Below are 25,067 nucleotides of genomic sequence, written 5' to 3'. Positions count from 1 at the left end.
TCACGCGATTCGGTTCCATTCCAGCGAAGCACCCCCCGCACCGGTTTTCAGGACGCGGAGCATTTCCCGTGCCCGAAACGCCCTGATGCGCCACAGAATCGACAGGCCGCGGATGCGGTTTGACAAGCCGTGCAGGCGGGGTGACACCAGCAGGCGCCAACTGTCAACCCATGCAGACATCCACACCGCCGCCGCCAGCGCGAGCCAGCGCAGCGCGGGCACGCGATTGCCGCTGTTTTTCATCCAGTCATGGGAGATGTGGCGACGCCATTTGGCGACAAGTCCCTGGAAGTCCGTGCGTGCCGGGTGATAGACAACCATGTCGGGAGCATAGCAGAAACGCAGGCCCATGGTAGTGGCGCGCTGGCCCCAGTCGCGGTCCTCGGCAAAGGCGATGCCCTTGAACGGGCCGACCCTGGCGTGGACCGGGCGCCACATGCCCAGATTGCCGGTGCCGGAGAAATTCTGTTTCCGGATGTACATTTTCTGGCGGTAGGCGAACACGGCCTCATAGGCTTCCAGCCCCGTCAGGATCCTGGGATCGACGAAATCGATGCGGACATCGCCGCCGACCAGCCCGTCGTCCGGGCGTTCCCGCAGAGCCGCCACGGCGGCGCTGACCCAGCCCGGCGCGGCGCGGCAATCGGCATCGATGAACAACAGGATGTCCCCCGTGGCGGCCGCCACGCCGGCGTTGCGCGCCGGACCGGGGCCGGGCGTGGGTTCGCGGAGAAACAGGATCTCCGGCCGGGCGATCTGGACCGGGGCAAGCGAGATGCGCGATCCATTGTCGACGACGATGATCTGGATATGGCTGCGGGGATAGTCCTGACGGTCGATCGAGGCCAGGCAGCGCACGAGCTGCTCGAGCTGGTTGAGATGCGGAATGATGATGGAAACCCGGGGGGCCGTGGGGGGGGTCATGCCGCCACCTTGAGCCGGGCGAGCGCCGCGGCGCTGGGGTGATAGACGAGATCGGGGTCCCGCCGGACCAGCGCGGCGAGCCCGGCGCGGTCGAGCAGCCACCAGCGGCTGGCCTCGATGGCGGCGATCACCCCGGGGTCGAAGCGCATGCGCAGCGGTTTTGCCGGAAGGCCGGCGACGATGCTGTAGGCGGGCACATCCTGCGTGACGACGGCGCCGGCGCCGATGACGGCGCCGCGGCCGATGAACTTGCAGCCCGGCGTGACGGTGACGTTGTGGCCGAGCCAGACATCATCCTCGATCACCAGCCAGGGGGGATCGATGTGCGAGGTGGTGGCGACGCCGAAGGCCGGATCGTACAGGAAGGGGTGGGTGGAGAGCGCGCCGAGCAGGTGGTTGGCATCGACCACGCGGGCGGTCGGGGCGAAGGAACACCAGCGGCCGATGCGGGTGCGGGCCGGAACGCGCCAGCGGTCGAAGCAGCCATAGCTGTAGAGGCCGACCTCGACCCCGAAATCGCGCGCGAACCAGCGGCGCAGCGGCATGCTCTCATACTCGTTGCGGCGCAGGCGGCGCAGCTTGAGCTGATAGGCGAGGCTGTCGATGAGGCTCATCGCGGGCGCCAGCCAGGGGCTTGCGCGTCGCGCGGGACAAACGCTTCGGGCCGGGCCGCGGGCTCGATGCTGCCGCTGAAGACCTCGCCGGGGGCGCGGCCGGCGTCGCGGGCGCCGAAGTGGGGGCCGCGGCAGGCGAGCAGGAGATTGTCGCGCTGGATGAGGCCGCTGTCCTCGCGGCTGTTGAAGGTGCAGGCGATGTTGCGTTCGACGATGGCGTTGCTGGTGCGCTGGGTGTTGATGCCGCTCTGCTGTTTCTGGCCACCGAGGTTGAGGATGGTGTTGTCGCGGATTTCCGGGGCATCGGCGGCGTCGATGGTGATGCCATGCAGGCTGATGCCCTGGTAGAGGTTGTTCTGGATGACGAATTTTCCGTAGCGCGCGCCGCTTTCGCTGCGGATGAAGATACCCTGGGCGTAGCGGCCCTTCCCCTGAAGCATGATGTTGTCGCGGATGGTGATGTTGGCCGAGGGGCCGGCCTGGTTGGTCCAGAACTGGATGAAGTCGGCGTGGTCGCCTTTTTCGGCGGAGAAGAAGAAGTCGCGGAACCGGTTGCCGGCGATCAGCGCGGTGTCGACCTCGGCGAAATCGAAACCGTCCGAGCGGAGGGTGTCGACCTGGTTGCCGGTGATGCGCAGGTTGCGGCTCTGTGCGAAGACCGCGCCGCGGAACAGGTTGCGGAAGGTGCAGTTCTCGACCGTCAGGCCATCGACGCCGCGGGCGTTCAGGCCGAAACCGTCATTGTCGGGGTTGCCGTCGTCGGTGCCGGAAAAGGCGCAGTTGCGAAAGGTCAGCGCTCCGCCACCGCGGATGTCGGCGCCGCGGGTGCGCTCGCCCTCGCCGGCGCCGAGGACGAGGTCGAGGCCGGTGCCATCGAAGATGAGGCCGCGCACGTTTTCGAGTGCGATGCGGGCGAAGCGGGCGGTGCCGGGCTGCGCGGCGCGGAGCGTGACGGGGCGGTCCCAGCTCTTGTCGCGGAGCTGGAGCCGGCCATAGTCGCCCGGTTGCAGGATGATGGTGTCGCCGGGGCCGGCGGCGGCAAGGGCGGCGGCGAGACCGTCGGCATCCGCCACCGGGCCGCGTGGCGCGGCATGGCAGCCGGCCGCCAGCAGCAGGGGCAGGAGGACGACGGTGGCGGGTTTCACGCCGACAGCCGTGCCATCGCGGCGGACAGGTTGAGCAACTGCGCCACGCCCTGGTAGCGGAAGCGGAAGCGGGCGCCGCTCTGCGCGTCCTGGCGGGTCTCGAACAGGTCGAGCGGGCTGAGGAAGCCGGCGAGCGTGCGTTCGACCGCGGGGGCGGTGTCGATGTCGCCGGCCTCGGCGGCGACCTCGTCGGCGCCGAACCAGCCGTCCGGGGAGCCGGAGGCGCGGGCGGCGGCGATCAGGGTGGGCCAGGCCGCGCGCACCTCCGGCCGGGTGAGCATCGCCTGGACACGGCGCGGCAGGCCGGCGTTCCATTCGTTGAGGGTCGATTCGGTGGCGGCGCGGACGTGGGCGTCGGTAACGGTGGCGACGCGGGCATCCAGCGCGGCGTGGGCGGCGCGGCTGCCGAGCAGGCGGGTGATGTAGGGGGAGCCGCCGGCCATGGTGACGATCATGGCGCGGGCGCTGTCGGCATAGGCAAGGCCGGTGGCCTTTTCGCCCATGGCGAGCAGGTCGGTCATTTCGCCGGCGGCCATCGGGGCGACCGGCAGGCCGATGATATTGCGGCGGATCGACGGGGTGAAGCCGATCAGCTCGTCGAGGTTGGAGGCGACGCCGGTGAGGATGAGCTGGACACGGGCGGCGCGGTCGGAGAGGTTCTTGATGAGCTCGGCGATGTCGCGGCGGAAGCTCGCGTCGGCGACGCGGTCATATTCGTCGAGGATGAGGACGACGCGGGTGCCCACCAGGTCGACGAAGATGTCGGCGAATTCGCGCGGGCCGGCCGGGCCTTCGGGCAGCAGGGTTTCGAAACTGCGGTTGTGCTCGGCCTCGTCCGCGGTGGGCGACACGTTGCGGTGATAGAGCAGCGGGATGCGGGCGGCGAAGCTGCGGAACATCTCGTCGAAGCGGGCCTCGACGCCGCAGCTGCCGTAGAGGACAAGGTAGCGGGCATCGCGCGCGGTTTCGGCGAAGACATGGACCAGGCTGGTCTTGCCGATGCCGCGCTCGCCGTAGATGACGACGTGGGCGCGTTGTTGCTCGATGGCGGCGATGAGCTCGGCAAGGGTATCGCGGCGGCCGGCGAAACGGTCGCGCTGCGTGACGGGCTGCGAGGCGCCGAGCGTCTCCGAAATGGCGAGGCGGGCGCGGGACAGCGAGCGGACGCCCTGGCCGTCGGCGAAATCGTCGGTGGCGTTGGTGGCGAAGCCGGGAAGGTCGGGGACGGTGGTGGCCGTGTCCGCCCCGCGCATCCGTTCGAGGAAACTGACACCGCGTGTCTCGCCATCTTTGCCGCGCTTGAAGATCATGCCCGTCCTGCTTGCTGGGGCGAGTGACGGGTACCGGGCCGCCACGCGCCGTTGTTACGTTCAAGGCCGCGTCGCGGATGCGGCAACGGCTGTCAGCCGCATGGCCTTCGCCCCGACACCGCGCCAACAGCGGAAGGCGCTGCCATAGTGCGTCTGGACGGCTAAAGCCATAATCCATTAACCGTTACAAGATTGTAAAATTGCTTTGCCTTTGTTAAGTCGTTGCCAAACGGGGTGACTTTGCCCGCTCGACTGTTGCCCGCAAGGCGCAGCCGGGGGCTTTTGCAACGGGTTGCGCGATGGGCGGGGTTGCACGACAGGTGGCTGCTGTGGCACCTGCGCGGTCAGCGTTCATGAGGGCGGGGTTTTGATGGACGGGTTCTGGGTGCGGAAGATCGGCAAAGCCGCCAGGCCATGGTTGGTGCTGGCGCCCCTGCTGCTGGCATCGGCGGCACAGGCGCAGGTGGGCGGCCCGATCGGCGGGCCCGTGGGGCCGGTGGGCGGTCCGGCCGCGGGCCCGGCGAGAGTGGCCGGCGTGCCGGGGGGCGGCACGGTGGCGCCCGATCGCGGCGCGGATGACGACGCCGCGCCGACCGGTGGTGTCGTTGTCAATGCGCAGCGCGGCTTTGACGTCGGTGTCTCGTTCGTAAGCGAATATGGATCGAACCTGATCCGGCTGGGCGACGGCATCGCGCTGTCGAACGGGCTGGTCAGCCGGTCGGACTTCCGCTTCCGGCCCGCGGTCAACGTGCGCTTCGGCCAGCCGCTGGGGCGGCAGCTGCTGTTCGTGAACGGCACGCTGGGCCGGGATTTCTATGCGCGCAACACCATCCTGAACAAGAACCGCTATGGGGCGGACGCCGGCCTTGCCTGGGAGCTGGCGCGCTGTACCGGGCGTGCGCAGGGCAGTTACACCCGACGGCAGGCGCAGTTTGAGCTGGACAATGACGTGATCGACAACCCGCAGGAGCGCAGCACGCTGCTGGTGTCGGGCTCCTGCCCGATCGGGGCGCGGCTGGCGCCGTCGCTGAGCGCGTCATGGAACAAGATCCGCAACAAGGCGCCGGGGCGCGACCGGTTCGACACCGACACCTTCAACCTGAACGGCGCCTTGGGCTATGCGGTGACGCCGCGGCTGCAACTGGGGCTGAACGGCAGCTACACCAACCTGCGGCGGTCCAACCTGTTGGTGTTTGCGCTGCCACCGGTTGGCCCGCCGGTGCTGCTTGGCGTCAACACGCTGGATTTCTACAGCGCCACGGTCAACGCGACCTACGCGATTGGCCCTTCGCTGAAGGTCAACGGCAGTGTGGGTCTGAACATCAGCAAGGAAATCCTGCCGCCCTCCAAGCAGATCACCGACACCGTCTATTCAGCGGGTGTCAGCTATACCGGGCCGCGGATCAGCGCGTCGCTGAATGCGGACCGGGCGGTGCAGCCGGCGCCGGGAGGCGAGGCATCGGTTTATGTGACCGACGGGCTGTCGGCCAATCTGGGCTATCAGCTGGGCAGTTCGATCGACCTTTATGCCGGCTGGTCGCACCGGAAGCGCGAGTTCCGGGGCAGCGCCAATCCGCAGGAGCCGTTGATCCGCCGGTCGGAGCGGAGTGACCGTTTCTTTGTCGGCGCATCGACCGATGTCGGCCGGCTGTTCACGATCGGTATCGAGGGTTCGCACGTGCGACGGCGGTCGGACCCCTCGATTTATAACTACAGCACCACGAATGCGCAGATCAGTCTGCGGGCAAATTTCTAATCCGTTTGCGGTTGTTGACCGTAACTGGGGTTGAAAGCGAGAGGACGAGATGGACAACACAGGTTTCCGCCGGCTGATCGCCGCGTTGTTGATGCTGCTGCTGGCCGTGCCGGCGATGGCGCAGGGCCGACAGGCGCTGACCGAGCGCGGCTATGTGCTGGGGCCGAACGATTCGATCAGCGTGATCGTGTATGGCCAGCAGGAATTCAACGTGGCGACGCGGGTGAAGCCCGACGGCACGGTGGTGCTGCCACTGGTGGGGAAGGTCATGGCGTCCGGCCGGACGGTGGTGACACTGGCGGACGACATCAACAAGAAGCTGGTGGGCGCCAATTTCCTGAAGGATCCGATCGTCAACGTCGAACTGACCGCACCGGCCAGCCGCTGGGTGCGGATTTCCGGCAAGGTCGGGCAGCCCGGGCTGGTGCAGCTGGACCGCAACTACACGCTGCTGGATGCGCTGCTGCGCGTGGGCTGGATCCAGGAGTCCGGGGCGACCTACGTGCAGGTGCGGCGCGGTGCCGACGGGCGGGAGCAGACGATCCAGGTGGCCGACCTGGCGCGCGGCAATCCGGAAACCGACATTCTGCTGGAGGCGGGCGACACGATCTTCGTGCCGGACGCGGACCTGGTCTATCTGACCGGGCAGGTGAACCGTCCGGGCGCGTTCGCGCTGAAGCCAGGGATGACGGTGCGGCAGCTGCTGGCGATGGCGGGCGGCGTGACGGCGACGGGCTCGGCGAACAAGGTGGGCCTGACGCGCGGCAACGCGCGAGAGACGGATGCCGACCAATCGACATTGTTGCAGAAAAATGATGTCATCATTGTTAAGGAACGGCTGTTCTAAAGCCTGCTAGGGTGACGACGGCCGAAGGGGTTTGATATGAGTCTGATCCAGTTTCTGCGCATCCTGATGGCGCGGCGGATGATCATCCTGGTGGCGACACTGGGCTGTTTCGTGGTGGCGACGGGCATCGCGATGGTCTTGCCCAAACGCTATCCGGCAACGGCGCGGGTCATCCTGGACGTGATCAAGCCCGATCCGGTGACGGGGCAGATCATCGGCACGCAGTTCATGCGCGGCTATACCCGGACGCAGATCGAGCTGATCACCGACATGCGCGTGGCGGGCGCGGTCGTCGACCGGCTGGGGCTGGCGAATGACCCCGGGACGATCGCGGCTTTCCAGTCCAGCGGCGCGGCGGAAGCGGACGGCGGTGTGCGGCGCTGGATCGCGCAGCGGATCATCGACAACACCAGCGCCAACCTGATCGAGGCGTCGAACATCCTGGAAATCAGGTATGAAGGCCAGAACCCCGAACTGGCGAAGCGGATCGTGGATGTGATCCGCGACGCCTACATCGAATCGAGCCTGCGGTTCCGGACCGATTCGGCTGGGCGCACCGGGGACTGGTATCGGGAGCAGGCGACCAAGGCGCAGCGGCTGCTGGTGACGGCGGAGACCGCGAAGACCGAATTCATGCGGGCGAACAACATCGTCATGCAGGGCGGCGTGGAGCTGGAGCAGCAGAAGCTGGCGAACTTGGCGGCGACGCTGGTGGCGGCGCGCGGCAACAGCGGCACACAGGAGGCGACGGCGACGGCGCGGCTGACCAACGATCCCGTGGCGGACCAGCTGCGCCTGCAGCTGTCGACCATCGAGGATCAGCTGGTGCAGTCGAGCGAGAAGCTGGGGACGCAGCACCCGACCTATCAGGCGCTGCTGGCGCGGCGGAACCTGTTGCGGACGCAACTGGCGCAGGCCGAGACCCAGACCCGCAAGAGCGTGGCGAGCTCGATGAATGTCGGGCGCAAGTCGATCGGCGAGCTGGAAGCCGATTACGAGGCGCAGCGTACCAAGGTGCTGGGCATGAAGACGGTGCTCGACCAGCTGGACCAGATGCAGCGCGAGGTGGACCTGCGGCGCGACCAGTATCAGAAGGCGGCTGCGCGGGCGGCGGAACTGCGGCTGGAGGCGGATGTGGCGGAGACTGGCCTGGTGGTGCTGGGGGATGCGGTGGCGGACACCAATCCTTCCTGGCCGAAGGTCCCGCTGATCATGGCCCTGTCGCTGTTCTTCGGCCTGGCGCTGGGGGTGTTGACGGCGCTGATCACCGAGCTGTTCGCACGGCGGGTGCGCGGCGCGGAGGACCTGGCCTTTGCCGCGGGGGCGCCGGTGCTGGCGGTGGTGAACGATGGCAGCAGCTCGCCGATACGTGACCGGATCAAGCGGTTGCTGACACGCGGCGGCAAGGACGAAACCGGCGATTTGCAGGCGATCTGATGATGACAGAGGTGACGACGAGCGCGCCTGCAGTGGCGTTTGTGGATGACAGCGGGCCGGACCTGCTGGCGGGCGATGCGCTGTTGCGGACGGGGTTGCTGACCGACGAGCAGGCCGGCCGGGTGCAGGCGCGGCAGGCCGAGACCGGCGCCAGCTTTGACGCGGCCGCGGTGGAGCTGGGCTTTGCCAGCCTGGCGGATGTGGAGCGGGCCAACGACCTGCTGGCGGGCACGCTGGCGATGACGGTGGCGCCGAACCTGGTGATCTCGGAAGAGGTGGTGGTGTTGAGCGATCCCGCCTCGCCGCGGGCGGAGGCGATCCGGCTGCTGCGCACGCAGGTGATCGCGCAGCATCTGGGGGCCGGCCGGCGCGCCTTCGCGGTGACCGGTGCGGTCGATGGATCGGGGGCGAGCTATATCGCGGCCAATCTGGCGGCGGCGCTGAGCCAGGTCGGGATCAAGACGCTGCTGGTGGACGCCAACCTGCGCTCGCCGCGCATCGATGCGATGTTCGGGCTGGACCCCAACGGGCCGGGGCTGACCACCTATCTGTCGCTGGGCGCCAACCGGCCGGAACGGGTGGTCTATGCCAATGTGCTGCCCAATCTGAGCATCATTCCGGCGGGGCCGCCGGTGGCGCGGCCGCAGGAGCTGCTGTCCAGCGCGCGGTTCAAGGCGGGCACCGACATCCTGTTGCGGGAATATGACGTGGCGATTTTCGACACGCCGTCGGCGAACGAGAATGCCGATGCGCTGACGGTCGCCGGCGTGGTGGGCTATGCCCTGATCGTGGCACGGCGGGACCATGGCTATACCAATGACGTGGCGACGCTGTCGAAGCAGCTGGCGGCGTCGCGCAGCTCGGTCATCGGCGCCGTCCTGAACGATTATCGCTGATGGCGGGCCTGGCGCGCATCAAGGGGTCGAGTGCGCTGGCGCATGCGCGGCGCTTCCCGCTGCTGACGCTGGCGCTGCTGGCGGTGGTGATCCCGACGCTGCTGGCGATCGCCACGCAGAGCTGGTCGACGGAAGCGGGCGTGCACGGGCCGCTGGTGCTGGCGACGGCGCTGTGGCTGATCTGGCGCCGCTGGGACGAGATCGTGGCGGAGGCCCGGCCGGGCAACCTGTGGCTGGGCCTGGCGGTGTTGCTGGCGGCGGCGGGCATCTATGCCTTTGGCCGCGCCTTCAATTTCCTGAGCGTCGAGGTCGGGGCGATGCTGCTGGCGCTGCTGGCGATCGCCTATGTCTTCGTCGGCCACCGGCTGCTGCTGAAGCTGTGGTTTCCCATCCTCTACATGGGGTTCGTGGTGCCGCTGCCGGGCTGGTTCGTGGACGGGATCACGCAGCCGCTGAAAATCCTGGTGTCGGAATGGGTGACGTGGCTGCTGGCCACCGCCGGCTATCCGATCGCCCGGATCGGTGTGACGCTGTACATCGCGCAATATCAGCTGCTGGTGGAGGATGCCTGCGCCGGGCTCAACTCGATCATCAGCCTGACGGCGATCGGGCTGTTCTATATCTATCTGCTGTACAACGCCTCGGCCCGCTATGCGCTGCTGCTGCTGCTGTTCGTGATTCCGGTGGCGGTGGTGGCGAATGTCATCCGGGTCATCGGGCTGGTGCTGATCACCTATTATTTCGGTGACGCGGCGGCGCAGGGCTATCTGCACAATTTCGCCGGCATCGTGACCTTCGTGTCGGCGCTGCTGACGATTTTCGCGGTGGACTGGGTGTTGAGCCCGCTGCGGCGCTGGTTGAGCGGCGACGCGCGCGAGGGAGGCGTGGCATGATGGATCGGCGCGACCTGTTGCTGGGCGGCGGCCTGTTGCTGGGCGCCGGCGCGGCGCTGGCGCTGACGCCGCGCGAGCGGTTGAACCTGCTGGGCGACAAGAAGATGGAGGCGCTGGTGCCGGAACGCTTCGGGGCCTGGAAAACGGTGCCCTCGAACGCCTTGGTGCTGCCCAAGCCCTCGCCCGGCAGCTTGGCCGACCGGCTGTACAGCCAGACGGTGAGCCGGCTGTACGATTCGGAGACCGACCTGCCGGTCATGCTGGTGATTGCCTATGGCAGCACGCAGAGCGACCAATTGCAGCTGCATCGCCCGGAGGTCTGCTATACCGCGGTGGGATTCCAGATTTCCGCGTCCGCGAAGGTGGAGGTGCCGCTGGGCGGCCGTGCGATGTTGCCGGCGCGCGAGCTGACGGCGGAGAATGACCGCCGCATCGAGCCGATCCTCTATTGGACGCGGATCGGTGACTCCCTGCCGACGACGGGGAGCGAGCAGCGCAGCGTCAAGCTGCGGGGCGAGCTGGACGGCTATATCTCCGACGGGGTGCTGGTCCGCATGTCGACGGTGGGCGAGGCGACGGCGGAGCGGTTCCAGGGCCTGCAGCGCTTTGCGCGGGCGATGATCGGGGCGATCGCGCCGGCCTCGCGCAGCGCGCTGATCGGGCGGCCACTGGCGGCGAAGCTGGCGGGAGCGTGATGAGCGCGATGGCGAGCGATGCCCGGCTGGACGATGGCAGGGGGTCAGTCCCCGAAATTGTCGAAGGGGCGCAGAAAATACTGGATGAAGGCGAGCGTGGCGACCAGGCCGGCGATGGCGAAGCCGTGCCAGAGGATGCTGTTGTCCTCGATCGCCTTGTTGCCGATCTGATTGGTCACGGCGCAAGCAACCGAGGCAACCAGATAATGCCACATCGAATCGCGTTCGGGGCCGACCGAGCGTTGCAGGAAGAGCACGATGATGCCGGCGAAGATGGCAACCGTCACCCAGTCGTAAACCGTCTGCACTGTCTGTTGCCTCCCCGTGACTATTGGGGGCGATATAGCATCATTTCCTTGGCGCGCCAGACGCGAGTTGGCGTGGGGTTGGTTAACTGCGCGCCATGAACAAGATGACGCCCGAACGCACGATGCTGGCGGACAGCGTGCCGCAGAAGGATGGCCGCATCAGCGTGCCCATCGACCTGCTGGTGCTGGGCGTGCGGCTGGTGGAGGGGTTGAGCGTCGTCCTTGCGGGCGGCGTCGCGCTGTACCTGTGGGCGCAGCGCATCCCGGAGGTGGAGTTTCAGACCTATACCCGCGCGATCATCGGCGGCGGGCTGATCTTCGCGCTGTTTGCCGAGATGCTGGGCAGCTATGACATCGATGCCCATTTCAGCCTGCGCCGGGCCTGGCAGCGGGTGATGATGGCCTGGGGCATGGCGGCGGCCTTCATGGTCATCATGGGCTTCCTGCTGAAGGCGTCGGAGGATTTCTCCCGCGGGTGGGCGCTGACCTGGTTTGCCTCGGCGACGGTGATGCTGCTGGGCACGCGGGCGGCGATGACGCTGTGGATGCGCCGGATGAAGCGACAGGGGGTGTTCAACAGCCGCGTCGCCATCTTCGGCGCGGCGGCGCAGGGCGAGCGCATGGCGCGCTACATCCGCGGAAACCAGCGGCTGACGATCTCGCTCGTCGGCTTTTTCGACGACCGGCAGGACGGGCGGGTGCCGATGGTGGTGGACGGGCTGCCGCTGCTGGGCACCAGCGATGACCTGATCGCCTGCATCCGGCAGGGGCATGTCGACCAGGTGATCGTGGCGCTGCCCTGGTCCGCGGAGGCGCGCATCCAGCAGCTGGTGGCGAAATTCGCCATGACCCCGGTGCGAATCCGGCTGGCGCCCGACCTGGCGAGCTTTGCCTTCCTGCACCGGCCGCTGGTGCTGCTGGGCGATGTGCCGGTGCTGACCCTGTTCGAGCGGCCGATTTCCGGCATGGATGCCGTGCTGAAGCGCGTGGAGGACTGGGCGCTGACGCTGGGCATCCTGTTCTTCGTGTGGCCGGTCATGCTGCTGGCGGCGATCGCGATCAAGCTGGACACCCCGGGGCCGGTGTTTTTCCGGCAGCCGCGCGAAGGGTTCAACAACCAGCCCTTCCGGGTGTGGAAGTTCCGTTCGATGACGCATGACGAATGCGAGGTGGACGGCATCCGGCAGGCGACGCGCAATGACAAGCGGGTGACGCGGGTGGGGGCGGTGCTGCGCCGGACGAGCATCGACGAGCTGCCGCAGCTGTTCAACGTGCTGACCGGCGACATGTCGCTGGTGGGGCCCCGCCCTCACGCCGCATCGACGCGGGCGGGGGGGCGGTTGTTCAACGATGTCGTGGCGACCTATGCGGCGCGGCACAAGGTGAAGCCGGGGATCACCGGCTGGGCGCAGGTGTGCGGCTGGCGCGGTGAGACCGACACCGAGGACAAGCTGGTGAAGCGGCTGGAGCATGACCTTCACTACATCGAGAACTGGTCGATCGGTTTCGACCTCTACATCCTGGTGCGAACGGTGTTCGCGGTGATGGTTCCGCGAAACGCCTTTTGAGCGGGCCGGCGGGATAAGCCTTTTTCGGAGTCACGCGATGGCGGTGTTGCCGGGAGCATGAGGCCTGTCGGCAGGCCGTACGCGCAGATGTCGGAAATCCGTCAGAACGACGTCTTGCCGAGTGTCGGATTTCTTGACAGTCACTGTAAGCGGGGAACTACAAGATATTATGCATTTCAATGGCTTGCCTTGTTTCTAAAGTTTGGCACGAGCCTTGCATCCCCATTTATGAAGCGGTTTCACCGACCTTTAGAGGTGGAAAAGCTGTCGCTGCGAAGGCCTGGCTGGTTTGCGTGGCAGATGGTTTTGTCCAAGACCTTGACGGTCATGTGCGGATTGGCTTTAATCAATGGCATATCGGGTGCCGCGATTCTCGCGGACCTCCCGGGGGCAGCGAATTCGGAGGTATATAATGAAATTCTGGTCGTCTCTTGGTCTTGCGGGTGCAGCGGTTGCTGCCTCCATGGCCGTTTCGGTCCCGGCTGATGCCGCGATCACGACGTTTGCGAACTACACGCAGAAGACCAATGCGCGCCTTCTGAACTATGTGCGCCTGGGGCCGGTGGCGACGCCGACCGGCAACCGTCTCTACACCTCGGCGACCGTTGGCGGTGCGCCTGGTGCCGCGGCGGTCAATTTCTTCTATCTGATCTCGGTGCCGCCGGCGCTGCAAGGCCTGCAGAACGCCCTGATGACGCTCGATGCCTCGACGTCGCAGATCGTTACCTCGAACGGCACGTCGCGCAACCAGGCCGGTTATTCAGGTTCGGTCAGCTTCAAGCGGGTCACGCCGCTGGGTGGTCTCGACAATCTGCTGACGGTGACCTTCAGCAATGTGACACTGTCGACCCTGCAAGGCGGTTCGTCGGGTTCTTTCTTCGGCTCCACGCCGGGCAGCACCATCTCGATGAGCTCGGACTTCATCACCTTCAGCCCGACGTCGAACTTCGACTTCTCGCTGGCCGTGACCTCGATCCTGCCGCCGTTCGCGTCGCCGGGTAACGGTGGCTATGGCCGCGCGTTCCGCGCCAACACCAGCGGTGGCTTCGCTTCCGACCCGCCGCCGTCGTTCGTGCCTGAGCCCGCCACCTGGGCGATGCTCATCATGGGCTTCGGTCTGGTCGGCGTGGCGATGCGTCGCCGCACCAACACGGCGCGCGTCACCGCCTGATCCTGGCGGATTACCTCCGAAATCGGGGCGCATGGGAAACCATGCGCCCTTTTTCGTGAGTCCGGCCCGCGCCCGCATGGAAATCATGGACCATCGCCGACGAACGGTTATGGAGCGTGCATGGCAACGGAAATTGATCGCGCCGCGGCGCTGGCCGCCCTCGACGAACGGTTGCGCTGGCTGTCAGCCTGGACCATTCACAACGCCAATCACCTGCGGCCCAGCCGCGACGGGCTGAAGGTCGGCGGGCATCAGGCAAGCTGCGCGTCGATCACGGCGATCATGGCTGTCCTCTATTTCCATGCCCTGCGGCCGCAGGACAAGGTGGCGGTAAAACCGCACGCTGGGCCGGTGCTGCACGCCATCCATTATCTGCTGGGGCAGCAGACCCGCGAGCAGTTGCAGGCGTTCCGCAGTTTCGGCGGGGCACAAAGCTATCCCAGCCGCACCAAGGACCGGATCCCGGTGGATTTCTCCACCGGAAGCGTGGGGCTGGGCGTGGCGGTGACGGCGTTCGCCAGCCTGGTGCAGGATTATCTGATCGCCCACAATGCCCTGGCCGAGACCGATGCCGGCCGGATGATCGCGTTGATGGGCGATGCCGAGCTGGACGAGGGCAACATCTACGAGTGCCTGATCGAGGCCTACAAGCATGACATCCGCAACTGCTGGTGGATCGTCGACTACAACCGGCAATCGCTGGATGCGACGACGGCGGACCGGATGTTCCGGCGGTTCGACGATATCTTTGCCACCACCGGCTGGCGGGTGGTGACGCTGAAATCAGGGCGGTTGCAACGCGCGGCGTTCGCGGAGCCGGGGGGCGAGGCGCTGGAGGCGTGGATCGATGCCTGTCCGAACGCGGATTATGCCGCGCTGACCTATAATGGCGGCGCGGCCTGGCGCACGCGACTGACGGCGGAACTCGGCGGGGTGCCGGGCATCCGCGAGTTGCTGGCGCGGCGTGACGATGCGGCGTTGCAGGCGTTGATGACCAATCTGGGTGGGCACTGCATCGAGACGCTGATGGCGGCGTTCGATGGCGTGACCGACGAACGCAACACGCTGTTCATCGCCTATACCATCAAGGGGCAGGGCCTGCCCTTTGCCGGGCACAAGGACAATCATGCCGGGTTGATGACCCCGACGCAGATCGAGGGACTGCGCGCCAGCCTGGGGATTGCGCCGGGCGAGGAGTGGGAGCCCTGGGCGGGGCTGGGGGACAACAGCGCGGCGGCGTTGCGGGCGTTCGTGGGGCAATCGGCACTGGCGCGCGCGCGCGCGGCTCGGCCGGCGGCGACCGTGGCGGTGCCAGCGCTGCCGACGCCCGAGGGCGCGGAGCAATCGACGCAGGCGGCGTTCGGCAAGATCCTGTTCGAGCTGGCGAAGGGCGGCAGCGCGCTGGCGGAGCGGATCGTCACCACGTCTCCGGACGTGACGGTCAGCACCAACCTGGGTGCCTGGGTGAACCAGCGCGGCCTGTTCCGGCGGCGGGATCATCCGGATGTGTTCCGCGCCAACAATATCCCCAGCCCGCAGAAATGGGCGGCGACCGGCACCGGGCAGCATATCGAGCTGGGGATCGCCGAGCATAACCTGTTCCTGATGCTGGCGGCGGCGGGGCTGAGCGGGCCGCTGTTCGGGCACCGGCTGCTGCCGGCGGGGACGGTCTATGACCCGTTCATCGCGCGTGGCCTCGATGTGCTGAACTATGCCTGTTACCAGGATGCCCGCTTCCTGCTGGTGGCAACGCCCAGCGGCCTGACCCTGGGGCCGGAGGGTGGCGCGCACCAGTCGATCAACACGCCGCTGATCGGCATGGGACAGCCGGGACTGACGGCATTCGAGCCGGCCTTCGCCGACGAGCTGGCGGCGATGATGGCGTGGGCATTCGGGCATATGCAGGCCGACGATGGCGGCAGCGTCTATCTGCGCCTGTCGACGCGCGCGGTCGCGCAGGTGGCGCGGGCGGATGATGGCTGGCGGGAGGGCGCGCTGGCCGGGGGCTATTGGCTGCGGCCGCCGGCGCCGGGCGCGCGGCTGGCCCTGGTGGCGAGCGGCGCGCTGATGCCGGAAGCGCTGGCGGCGTGGCAGGCGTTGAACACGGAGGAGCCGGGCACCGGGCTGCTGAATGTCACCTCGCCCGACCTGCTGCACCGCGGCTGGTCCGCGGCGCAGGCGGCGCGCTGGACGGCGGGCACGCGGCCGCAGGCGCAGGTCGAGGCGTTGCTGGACCCGCTGGCGGCGGACGCGCGGCTGGTGACGCTGATCGATGGCTCGCCGGCGGCGCTCAGCTGGCTGGGCGGGGTGCGCGGGCAGCGGGTGGCGCCGCTGGGGGTGGACCGGTTTGGCCAAACCGGCGACCTGCCCGACCTGTACCGCACCTATCGGCTTGACGTGGAGGCGGTGCTGGACGCGGCGGCGGAGCTTTACGGGTAAAGCAGGCGCAACTGCCAGCCATCGCCGGCGCGGTCGAACCGTTCGCGGTGGTGCTGGCGGCCCAGCCGGTCTTCCCAGAATTCGAACCAGTCCGGCGTGACGCGGTAGCCGCCCCAATGCGGCGGACGGGGCACGGCATCGGGAAAGCGGGCGGCGGTTTCGGCGAGGCGGGATTCAAAGGTCTCGCGGTCGGCGAGCGGCTCCGATTGCAGCGAGGCCCAGGCGGAGAGCTGGCTTTCACGCGGGCGGGTGGCGAAATAGGCGTCCGACTGTGCCGCGTCGACCGGCGTGACCGCGCCGCTGATGCGCAGCTGGCGGCGCAGCGATTTCCAGTGGAAATCGAGCGTGGCGTACGGGGTATGGGCGAGCTGCCGGCCCTTCGCGCTCTGCCTGTTGGTGTAGAAGACGAAACCCTGGCGGTCCCATTCCTTCATCAGGACGATGCGGACATCGGGGCGACCGGCGGCATCGACGGTGGCGAGCGCGCAGGCATTGGGATCATTGGCTTCGGCGGCGGTGGCAGCAGCGAACCAGTCGGCGAAGCGGGCGAAGGGGTCGGTCATCGGGACGGCTTATCGTTCGGCTTGTCGGGCGGCAACTGCTGGCCTATATGTGTGATATATTTGCAACGGTTGTTGCCGGATGAGGCGTGCGATGGCGGATCCCTATAGCGTTTTGGGCGTGGCGAAGTCGGCGGATGCGGAGGCGATCAAGCGCGCCTATCGCAAGCTGGCGAAGGAACTGCATCCTGACCGCAACAAGGACAATCCAAAGGCGGTGGAGCGGTTCAAGGCGGTCAGCAGCGCCTATGAACTGTTGAGCGATGCCGGGAAACGCGCGCAATATGACCGCGGCGAGATCGATGGCGAGGGCAATCCGAAGGGGTTCGCGCCGGGAGGGGGTTTCGGCGGTGGTTTCGGTGGCGGCGGCTTCCGGCAGCGGCCGGGCGGTTTCGAGTTTTCCGGCGATCCCGGCGATATTTTTTCCGAGCTGTTCCGGCAGCAGGGCAGCCCGTTCGGCGGCGCGGGGTTCCGGCAGCCGCCGGCGAAAGGCCCGGATCGGGCCTATCGACTGGCGGTTCCCTTCGTCGACGCGGCGCTGGCGCGGCCGCAGCGGATCACGCTGGCCGATGGCAAGACCATCGATCTCGCCATTCCCAAGGGCGTGGAGGACGGACAGAAGATGCGGCTGGCCGGCAAGGGCGAGCCGGGGCCGGGTGGTCCGGGTGATGCCATCGTCACGCTGGCCATCAGTCCGGATGCGCGGTTCGAGCGCGCCGGCGACGATGTGCGCCTGGATGTGATGGTGCCGCTGGCGGATGCCGTGCTGGGGGGCAAGGTGCGCGCCGAGCTGCTGGATGGCGCGGTGATGCTGAACGTGGCGGAAGGCACCAGCAGCGGGCGGCTGCTGCGCCTGCGCGGCAAGGGCTGGACGCGCAAGGATGGCAGCCGCGGCGATGCCATCGTGCGGCTGCTGCTGGCGCTGCCCGCCGAGGAAAAATCGCTGGAAGCGTTGCAGGCCTGGGCAACCGGCGTGCGGGGAGAGGCGTTCGGCGGGGTATGAAGCTGCCCCGCCTGTTGCTGGATGTTGCGCGCAACTGCTTTCGGGACGGCTTCATCCATGCCGGCAACCTTGCCTACCTCTCTTTGGTCACGCTGTTTCCGCTGTTCATCCTGCTCGCGGCGGTGGGAGGCGCCTTTGGCCGGACGGAGGCCGGCGCGGCGGCGCTGGAGGCGTTCTTCCAGGCGGTGCCGCCCGATGTGGCGACGCTGCTGGGGCCGGCGATCGAAGGGGTGATCGGCGGCAAGAGCGGCGGCCTGCTGACGCTGGGCGCGCTGGTGGCGTTGTGGACGGTCAGTACCTTTGTTGAGACGTTGCGCGACCTGATGGCGCGGCCCTGGGGCGTGCCGCCGGCGCGGCCGCCCTGGCAGACACGGCTCTTGAGCATGGGCGCGGTGTTGCTGGCGGTGCTGCTGATGCTGCTGGCCTTTGCCAGCCAGATCATCCTGACGGCGGCGTTGCAGTTCGTGCTGCGGCTGCTGCCGATGGCGGACAGCGTGGCGGGCTGGCTGGGGCTGTCGCGGCTGGTGCCGCCGGTCATCCTGTTCCTGGCGCTGTGGGCGCTGTTCGAATTGCTGACACCGCGGAAGTTTCGCCACCATGCCAGTTGGCCGGGCGCCGTGGCGACCACGCTGGTGTGGGTGGGGGCCACGGCGCTGATGCCGTGGCTGCTGACGAGTTTCGGCGGCTATTCACTGACCTATGGCGCGCTGTCGGGGGTGATGGTGGCGTTGCTGTTTTTCTATGTGGTGGGGTTCGGCTTTGTCGTGGGCGCGGAACTGAATGCGGCGCTGGCGCAGCGGCATGATGCTGCGCTAAGGGCGGTGGTTGAAAGGAGCGCGCATGAGCGGATTGATGGCGGGCAAGCGCGGGCTGGTGATGGGGGTGGCGAATGACCGCTCGCTGGCATGGGGCATCGCGCGGGCGCTGAGCGCGCACGGCGCGGAGGTCGCCTTCAGCTATCAGGGCGAAGCGCTGGAGAAACGGGTGCGGCCGCTGGCGGAGAGCCTGGGGAGTGACCTGCTGATCGACTGCGACGTCGGCGAGATGGCGAGCATCGATGCCGCCTTCGCCCGGCTGGCGGCGCGCTGGCCGACCATCGACTTCCTGGTGCACGCCATCGGCTTTTCCGACAAGAATGAGCTGCGCGGGCGCTATGTCGACACCAGCCTCGACAATTTCCTGACCAGCATGAACATCAGCGTGTACAGCTTCACCGCGGTCGCCCGGCGTGCGCTGGCGATGATGCCGGATGGCGGCGCGCTGCTGACGCTCAGCTATTATGGCGCGGAAAAGGTGGTGCCGCACTACAATGTCATGGGGGTGGCGAAGGCGGCGCTGGAGGCGAGCGTCCGTTACCTTGCCATGGACCTGGGGCCCGACAAGGTACGGGTCAACGCGATTTCCGCGGGGCCGGCCAAGACGCTGGCGGCGAGCGGCATCGGCGATTTCCGCTACATCCTGAAGTGGAACGAGCTGAACAGCCCATTGCGCCGCAACATCACGCTGGACGATGTGGGCGGTGCCGGGCTCTATCTGTGCTCCGACCTGTCGAGCGGGGTGACGGGCGAGGTGCATTATGTCGATGCCGGATACAATGTGATCGGCATGAAGGCCGAGGATGCGCCCGATATTGCGCTAGCATAGCATCGGCTGACGGGCGGGGTCGGGCGGGCCGCCCTCACGGCGTCTCCGGATCGAACCCCCGATAGCCGCGGGCCCGGCGCAGCGTTTCGGGCAGGCCGAACCAGATTGCGGCCGCGATCAGGAAACTGAGCGGCGCCAGCGCCATGCCGAATGCCAGCGGTGCCTGCGCCGCAACGACGGTGACGAGGATGGGCGCGAAGGCGGAGACGATGTGCCCGCCATGGAAGAGCGACGTGCCCATCGAACGCAGCCGCACCGGGAACAGCTCGGCGAAATAGGCGGCCCAGCAGTTGGTGCACGACAGGCCGATGGCATAGCAAAGCTCGATCGCCAGCAGCAGCGGCACGATCGTGGGGGCGGCCAGCAGGGCCCCGATCGCGACCGCCGCCAGCACGAAGCCCCACAGGTTCGCGCGGCGGCCGTAGCGGTCGGCGATGATGCCCCAGATCACCGTCCCCACCAGCGTGCCGATGCCGTCCACGGTGACGAACAGGCCGGTCAGCTCGTTCGAGAAACCGCGCACATCCTTCAGATAGGTAGTGATGAAGCCGCTGTAGAATTGATAGGCGCTGAAATTGAGGCCGGCGATCACCAGGCATGCGGCCGTCAGCCTGATCCGTGCCGAGGCGAACATTTCGCCCCAGCTTCCGCGCGCGCGATTGTCCGCGCCCGACTGGTCGTCATTGGCATAGACCTGGAACCTGCGGTCGTCGGGCAGGAAGACCAGCGTTGCCACGGCAACCACCAGCGGCAGGATCGCGGCGACGCGCACCAGCCAGCGCCACTCGCCGCCGATCGCCGATCCCAGCGCCCCGAACACCATCAGCGAGACCGAGAACATCGCCATGTTGACCGAGAGCAACCGGCCGCGGGCGCGCGGCGGAAACAGGTTGGCGAGCATCGTGACCGACGCGATGTAACAGCCCGGCAGCACGATCCCCACGATGAAGCGCGTGGCCGCCCAGGGTGCGAAGCCGGTCACGACTTCATTGGCAAAGGTGCACAGTCCGAGCAGCAGGCTCGACCCGATCAGCACGTTTTTCGATCCCAGGCGCGCCACCAGCGGCGGGATGGCGAACGAGCCGATGATCACCCCCAACGCCTGGACTGTGTAGAGCTGTGCGGTTTGCGCGAAGGTCATCACCCCGTCGTTGCGGAGGAACGGGCGGATATAGTCGACCAGGATGAAGCTGAAATTATAGCCGAGGCTGGCGATCAGCATGACGCAATAGATCGCCACCTGTTCGCCGCGCCGCAGCTGATCGGCACGGCGCAACGGGGCAGCGGCTGTCATCGCACCAGCACCGCGACGCCGTGTTTGGGCAGCGTCACGCGCGCCTTGGTCGTGCCGTCGACGATGTCGCGCATCGGCGCGGGCAGGGCGAAACTCTGATCCGCATCGGTCCAGTTGATCGCCACCGTCGTACGCCCCAGTGGCCCTTCGCGCGCGGCGATTTCAACGCCGCCGGGCACGCCGGCGATCAGCGGTTTCGCGCCCGCCTGTTGTGCCGCCCAGGCCGCGACCCGTGCGAGCGACGGCGCGTCGAGCCAGGCGCCGACATAGGTGATGCGGCCCTTGCCGACGCGGCGCGACACCACGGCCGGCTGGCCATCGAGGAACCCGTCGCGCGGCGCGTAGCTGAGCAGGGTTTCCAAGCCGGGCGCGGTGGCGGTCAGGCGTTCGGCCCAGACATTCGCCTTCGCCTCACCCAGTGCGCCGGCCAGCGCCAGCGGCCGGTCAAGCACCTGCGTATGATCGACGCGCGCGCCGATCAATGCGCCCAGCGGCCCCGGCGCGCCCGGCTGCCACAGCAGGTTGAACTCGTCCTTCACCCCCGCACGCGGCCCCACCAACAGGTGACCGCCGGCGCGGACATAGCTGTCGAGGGCCCTTGCCGCGCCCGCGCTGATCATGTGCATCGTGGGCGCGACGACGAGGCGATAGCGGGCAAGGGACTCGGGTGTGCCCAGCACGTCGATTCCGCCGACCGCCGGCGCGACCGCGCGGTAAAGATCGACCTGCACCTTCCAGGGATCATAGTCGCGGGTCATCGGCAGGCGTTCGAGTGCCCAGCGGCTGGGATAATCGTGGAGAAACGCGACCTCCGCGACCGGATTCGAGCCGCGCAGGACCGGCCAGGCGCGTTTGATCTCGGCACCTGCCTGTGCGATTTCGGCGAACACCGGGCGGTCGCGGCCGCCGGCATCGACCATCGAGCCGTGAAATTGTTCGTTGCCGCCCAGCGGTGATTTCCACACCCAATAGGCGTAGCCGTCCGCCCCGTGCGCGATCGATTGCCACGCCATCGCGCGCACCTCGCCGCGCTGCTGGGTGAAGTTGCGGTCGACGAAGACGATGTTGCCGGCTGACGATTCCATCACCCACGGGTTCCTGTTGAGGAAGCCGCGGTACAGGCCGCTCATCAGCGCGCCTTCAGGCGGGTCGAGCCGTTCGCCCTCGCTGTAGAAATCCCACGACACGAGATCGAGGCGCCGGGCCGGAACGCTGAAATCGAACTCGCTGTATTTCGACACATAATTGTGCGTGATGAACTTGTCCGGCGACAGGTGCGGCCGCATCGCGTCGATCTGCGCCTGTTGATAGTCGCGCCACATGTCGCTCTTGAAACGCTTGCCATCGACGACATGGCCGGGGAAATCGAAGGGGCGGGGCAGGTCGACCTGCGCCCAGTCGCTGTAGCTCACGCTCCAGTTGCCGGTGTACCAGGCGCGGTTCAGCGCGGCGAGCGTGCCATATTTCGCCCGAAGCCAGGTCTGGAAACGCGATCGCATTTCGGGGTCGAAGGTGTCGCGGCCATATTCATTGTCGATCTGGAAGCCGAGCACGTCAGGATCATGACCATAGCGTTCGGCAAGCCTGGCCGCGATCCCCGCCGCCTTGGCGCGATAGGTGCCGCTGGCAACGGAGAAGTGCCGTCGACCGCCATGGCGCGCGCGCTGCCCGTCGGCTTCGACCAGCAGCGTATCGGGATATCTTGTCGTCAGCCAGGCGGGCGGCGCGGCGGTCGGCGTGCCCAGCACGACCTTCATGCCGGCCGCCTTCGCCTGGGCAATCGCGTGGTCGAGCCAGCCGAACTCGAACCGCCCTTCCTCGGGCTCCAGCCTGCTCCAGGAAAATTCGGCCATCCGTACGAAACTGATATTCGCGCGCTTCATGGCTGCCAGGTCGCTGCCCCAGCTGTCCTCCGGCCACAGCTCGGGATACCAGGAAACGCCATAGGGAAAGACCGGTTGCGAGGCGGGTGGCGCCGCCGCCACGGTCTGCGCACCGAGCAGCGCACCGGTCAGCGCAACGCCGGCGAGAAGTGCGCGAACCCGGCCCAACCCATGTCTCACGCGCCTCTCCCCTTTCCGCCGGCCCGGGCCATACTGCATTTCGACGGCAATCGAGATGCGGGTTCAGGCCCTTGTTGTCGTGCGTCCCTCCGGCGGAAAACCACCCTCCGCCTGGTCGTCAGCGGCTTTTGAAGCTAAACCGGATGCCATAGAAGCGCGGCGGCTCATAGCTTGTCAGCAGTGTCTGGGAGCCGAAGGCGGCATAGTTGAGCACCGCCTTGTCGGTGAGGTTCGTCACGAAGGCCTCCAGCCCGAACCGCTGATCTTCCGATTTCCAGCCCAGCCCCGCATCGATCGTGGTGTAGGCGCGCTGCACATCGATCACCGTATTGTAATCGGTGTTGAAATATTTACCCGAGAACACCGCGCTGGCACGTGGCGTGATCGTGCCAAAACCGGGGATCACGAAGTCATAGCTCGCCCCGGCCGTGAACTTATAGTCCGGCGTGTGGCCGAGCGAATTGCCGGACAGGTTGATGTCCTGCAGGGGATAGAAGGTCGAGGGCCGGCCGCGGAAGCGATAGTCGGTGAAGCGCGCGTTGACGAGCGCGGCCGTTGCATTCAGCGTCAATTCCGGCATCGGCCGCACCACCGCTTCGAGTTCAAGGCCATAGGCGCGCGCGGAACCGGCGTTGAGGACTCCCGACGAGGAGACCGTGGATCCCGGGATCGAGAACTGGTTCTGCAACTGGAGGTTCCGGAACTGGTTGTAATAGGCCGAGGCGTTGAGCTGGATCGTTCCGCCCGCGAACCGGTTCTTCGATCCGATTTCATAGGCCGTGATATTCTCCGGCTGAAAGGCCGCCGGCAGGTTGGGGTTGTTCAGGCTGGCGCCGTTGAAGCCGCCGGAGCGAAAGCCGGTCGAAACGCTGGCATAAAGCAGGTTTTCAGGCGTCAGGAACGCCTCTGCCCCCAGCCGCCAGGTGAATTTCTTGAAGGTTCCCTTGGCGGGAAAGGCCGCCGGGAAGCAGGTGGCATTCAGGCTGGCGCCCGGGCAGCGATAGGCCTGAAAGGCGGCCTGGTTGGTGAATGCCGAGGGAAACGGGCTGATCGTGTCGGCATAAAGCTCATTGTAGATGAAATTCTTCTCGTCCGACGTGTAGCGCCCGCCGGCGGTGATCCGGAACATGTCGCTGAGATAGAGCGACGCCTGACCATAGGCCGCATATGACTTGGTGGAAATGGTCTGCCCGGACTGAAAGAAATAGCCCGGATCGTTGATGTAGAAGGAGTCATAATATTTATCGTCGAGATAATATAGACCGGCGATCCACTGGAATGGCTTTGAAGTGACGCTGCCGACCTGCAGCTCCTGAGTAAAGGTCCGGGTATTGCGGATCGCGACATATTCGGTGCGCGGGGAGCCGCGTGCTTCACCGGCATTGCTCTGATATTTGAAATCCTGATAGCTGGTGATCGAGCGCACGAAGATGCTGTCGTTCGACCAGCGGATCTGCCCCGATCCGGCATATTGCTTCAACGCCGCGGACGGGCGGAACTCACCCACCCAGCTGTAGGGGTCGGGGGAATCGGGGCTGCCGATGTCGACCCCGTTGATGTCGGGAATGCCGTCTCGGGGCGCGCCGGCGAAAAAGAAGAGCGGTGTGCCGGTCAGAAGGCCGCGTCCGCCGCGCACGCCCGCGGTCTCAGGGGTGACGTTCGGGTTGGCGATGACACCGCCCTGTTTGTAACCGAACGCCCCCGCCCCGGTGCCGCCCTCGCGCCAGTAGGTGCCGCGCACGATCACCTCCAGGCTGTCGGTCGGCGTCCAGCGCGCGGTGCTGCGCATGAAGTCGGAATCGCGGCTGTAGAGATCGTTGCCGCGCGCCACGGGATTGACGTTGATGACATAGCCGTCGCGCCGTTCGCGCGACCCTGCCAGGCGGATGCCGAAGCTGTCGCTGACCGGGATGCTGATATAGCCGGTCGCCTTGATCCGGTCATAATTGCCATAGGTCAGATCGAACCCGCCCTCCAGCTCGTTGGTGGGCAGGGCGCTGACGATGGAGATCGCGCCGCCGAAGGTGTTGCGGCCGAACAGCGTGCCCTGCGGACCGCGGGCGATTTCCACGCGCGCCACATCGACGATCGGCGCGGACGCCTGCACCGCCAGGCTTTGATAAACGTCGTCGATGTAAAAGCCGATCGTCGGATCGCCGTTGCCGTCGACACTGTCGGTACGGACGCCGCGGATCGCGGGGCGGGTATCGAAACCGGATTGGCCGAAATTGAAGCCGGGGGTGAACTGCGCCAGGCGGCTGATGTCGCGCACATCATTCTTCGTCAGCTCCTCCTGCGTGAAGGCGCTGATCGCGATCGGCACATTCTGCAGCCGCTCCTCGCGGCGCTGCGCGGTCACGACGATGTCGTCCAGGCCATCGGCCGATGCCTGCGGCGCCGGGGCGGGGGCGGGGGCCTGGGCGGTGGCCGGCGCGGCGACCGCCAGAAGCGACGTTCCGATCAGCAAGGCCGTGAGTCTGCTCTTCATCGTCATTCCCCT

General features: G+C 67.0%; 21 protein-coding genes. 12 read left to right on the top strand and 9 right to left on the bottom strand.

The genetic code is table 11. From position 1 onward, the window contains the following. From H3309_RS11915 to H3309_RS11900, 4 genes are read right to left on the bottom strand one after another with little or no spacing between them, the layout of a single operon-like run. Entirely contained in the window at window positions 1–924 is a 924-nt protein-coding gene (locus tag H3309_RS11915) for a glycosyltransferase (protein WP_182294914.1), read from the bottom strand. Next, a complete protein-coding gene (locus tag H3309_RS17730) occupies window positions 921–1,538 on the bottom strand; it encodes a CatB-related O-acetyltransferase (protein ID WP_182294913.1) in 618 nt (205 codons plus the stop codon). The genes H3309_RS11915 and H3309_RS17730 overlap by 4 nt, the downstream gene beginning before the upstream one ends. Next, a complete protein-coding gene (locus H3309_RS11905) occupies window positions 1,535–2,683 on the bottom strand; it encodes a right-handed parallel beta-helix repeat-containing protein (RefSeq protein ID WP_182294912.1) in 1,149 nt (382 codons plus the stop codon). The genes H3309_RS17730 and H3309_RS11905 overlap by 4 nt, the downstream gene beginning before the upstream one ends. Next, a complete protein-coding gene (locus tag H3309_RS11900) occupies window positions 2,680–3,993 on the bottom strand; it encodes an ATP-binding protein (protein ID WP_182294911.1) in 1,314 nt (437 codons plus the stop codon). The genes H3309_RS11905 and H3309_RS11900 overlap by 4 nt, the downstream gene beginning before the upstream one ends. 370 nt (window positions 3,994–4,363) lie before the next feature. On the opposite strand from H3309_RS11900, the gene H3309_RS11895 reads away from it, so the two are divergent. The 6 genes from H3309_RS11895 to epsI are packed head-to-tail and all read left to right on the top strand — an operon-like array spanning window position 4,364 to window position 10,517. Further along, entirely contained in the window at window positions 4,364–5,749 is a 1,386-nt protein-coding gene (locus H3309_RS11895; RefSeq protein ID WP_182294910.1) for a porin family protein, read from the top strand. 49 nt (window positions 5,750–5,798) lie between these two features. Then, window positions 5,799–6,596, top strand: a complete 798-nt coding sequence (locus H3309_RS11890; RefSeq protein ID WP_182294909.1) for an SLBB domain-containing protein — start codon at window positions 5,799–5,801, stop codon at window positions 6,594–6,596. Between the two features lie 36 nt (window positions 6,597–6,632). After that, a complete protein-coding gene (locus H3309_RS11885; RefSeq protein ID WP_182294908.1) occupies window positions 6,633–8,033 on the top strand; it encodes a GNVR domain-containing protein in 1,401 nt (466 codons plus the stop codon). Continuing rightward, window positions 8,033–8,929, top strand: a complete 897-nt coding sequence (locus H3309_RS11880; protein ID WP_182294907.1) for a CpsD/CapB family tyrosine-protein kinase — start codon at window positions 8,033–8,035, stop codon at window positions 8,927–8,929. Before H3309_RS11885 ends, H3309_RS11880 begins: the two co-directional genes overlap by 1 nt. Beyond that, window positions 8,929–9,822, top strand: coding sequence for an exosortase V (gene xrtV / locus H3309_RS11875; protein ID WP_182294906.1), 894 nt, complete (start codon window positions 8,929–8,931; stop codon window positions 9,820–9,822). The genes H3309_RS11880 and xrtV overlap by 1 nt, the downstream gene beginning before the upstream one ends. Beyond that, the gene (gene epsI, locus H3309_RS11870; RefSeq protein WP_182294905.1) at window positions 9,819–10,517 is read left to right on the top strand and encodes an exosortase-associated protein EpsI, V-type; all 699 of its coding nucleotides are present in this window, start codon (window positions 9,819–9,821) and stop codon (window positions 10,515–10,517) included. Before xrtV ends, epsI begins: the two co-directional genes overlap by 4 nt. A gap of 44 nt (window positions 10,518–10,561) precedes the next feature. Here the strand turns inward: epsI and H3309_RS11865 are convergent, their stop codons facing one another. Then, complete coding sequence (locus H3309_RS11865) at window positions 10,562–10,825, bottom strand: XrtV sorting system accessory protein (protein WP_182294904.1); 264 nt, start codon at window positions 10,823–10,825, stop codon at window positions 10,562–10,564. A gap of 95 nt (window positions 10,826–10,920) precedes the next feature. Here H3309_RS11865 and H3309_RS11860 point away from each other — a divergent pair, with 95 nt between their 5' ends. The 3 genes from H3309_RS11860 to H3309_RS11850 all read left to right on the top strand — a co-directional run bounded on the left by H3309_RS11860 (window position 10,921) and on the right by H3309_RS11850 (window position 16,003). Continuing rightward, window positions 10,921–12,393, top strand: coding sequence for an undecaprenyl-phosphate glucose phosphotransferase (locus tag H3309_RS11860; RefSeq protein WP_182294903.1), 1,473 nt, complete (start codon window positions 10,921–10,923; stop codon window positions 12,391–12,393). A gap of 412 nt (window positions 12,394–12,805) precedes the next feature. Next, complete coding sequence (locus H3309_RS17345) at window positions 12,806–13,564, top strand: PEPxxWA-CTERM sorting domain-containing protein (RefSeq protein ID WP_243453714.1); 759 nt, start codon at window positions 12,806–12,808, stop codon at window positions 13,562–13,564. Window positions 13,565–13,684: 120 nt separating this feature from the next. Continuing rightward, window positions 13,685–16,003 (top strand): transketolase family protein, encoded by a 2,319-nt coding sequence (locus H3309_RS11850; protein WP_182294902.1) that lies wholly within the window; start codon window positions 13,685–13,687, stop codon window positions 16,001–16,003. Here H3309_RS11850 and pdxH read toward each other — a convergent pair. Beyond that, on the bottom strand, window positions 15,994–16,566 hold the full coding sequence (gene pdxH, locus H3309_RS11845; protein ID WP_182294901.1) for a pyridoxamine 5'-phosphate oxidase: 573 nt from the start codon (window positions 16,564–16,566) through the stop codon (window positions 15,994–15,996). The genes H3309_RS11850 and pdxH overlap by 10 nt on opposite strands. Before the next feature lie 91 nt (window positions 16,567–16,657). Between pdxH and H3309_RS11840 the strand changes: the two genes are divergently transcribed. The 3 genes from H3309_RS11840 to fabI are packed head-to-tail and all read left to right on the top strand — an operon-like array spanning window position 16,658 to window position 19,210. Beyond that, on the top strand, window positions 16,658–17,566 hold the full coding sequence (locus tag H3309_RS11840) for a DnaJ C-terminal domain-containing protein (RefSeq protein WP_182294900.1): 909 nt from the start codon (window positions 16,658–16,660) through the stop codon (window positions 17,564–17,566). Next, window positions 17,563–18,459, top strand: a complete 897-nt coding sequence (locus tag H3309_RS11835) for a YihY/virulence factor BrkB family protein (protein WP_182294899.1) — start codon at window positions 17,563–17,565, stop codon at window positions 18,457–18,459. The genes H3309_RS11840 and H3309_RS11835 overlap by 4 nt, the downstream gene beginning before the upstream one ends. Beyond that, a complete protein-coding gene (gene fabI, locus H3309_RS11830; RefSeq protein ID WP_182294898.1) occupies window positions 18,407–19,210 on the top strand; it encodes an enoyl-ACP reductase FabI in 804 nt (267 codons plus the stop codon). The genes H3309_RS11835 and fabI overlap by 53 nt, the downstream gene beginning before the upstream one ends. Window positions 19,211–19,244: 34 nt before the next feature. Here the strand turns inward: fabI and H3309_RS11825 are convergent, their stop codons facing one another. The 3 genes from H3309_RS11825 to H3309_RS11815 form a co-directional block, all read right to left on the bottom strand. After that, on the bottom strand, window positions 19,245–20,504 hold the full coding sequence (locus H3309_RS11825) for an MFS transporter (RefSeq protein WP_182294897.1): 1,260 nt from the start codon (window positions 20,502–20,504) through the stop codon (window positions 19,245–19,247). Beyond that, complete coding sequence (locus tag H3309_RS11820) at window positions 20,501–22,567, bottom strand: beta-galactosidase (RefSeq protein WP_182294896.1); 2,067 nt, start codon at window positions 22,565–22,567, stop codon at window positions 20,501–20,503. The genes H3309_RS11825 and H3309_RS11820 overlap by 4 nt, the downstream gene beginning before the upstream one ends. A gap of 118 nt (window positions 22,568–22,685) precedes the next feature. Further along, complete coding sequence (locus tag H3309_RS11815; protein ID WP_182294895.1) at window positions 22,686–25,055, bottom strand: TonB-dependent receptor; 2,370 nt, start codon at window positions 25,053–25,055, stop codon at window positions 22,686–22,688. Window positions 25,056–25,067: the final 12 nt, after the last annotated feature.

It is taken from the genome of Sandaracinobacteroides saxicola (assembly GCF_014117445.1).
GTDB lineage: Bacteria > Pseudomonadota > Alphaproteobacteria > Sphingomonadales > Sphingomonadaceae > Sandaracinobacteroides_A > Sandaracinobacteroides_A saxicola.
Note: the sequence above shows the minus strand (reverse complement) of the source record. Positions and strands in the feature narration are given on the sequence as shown.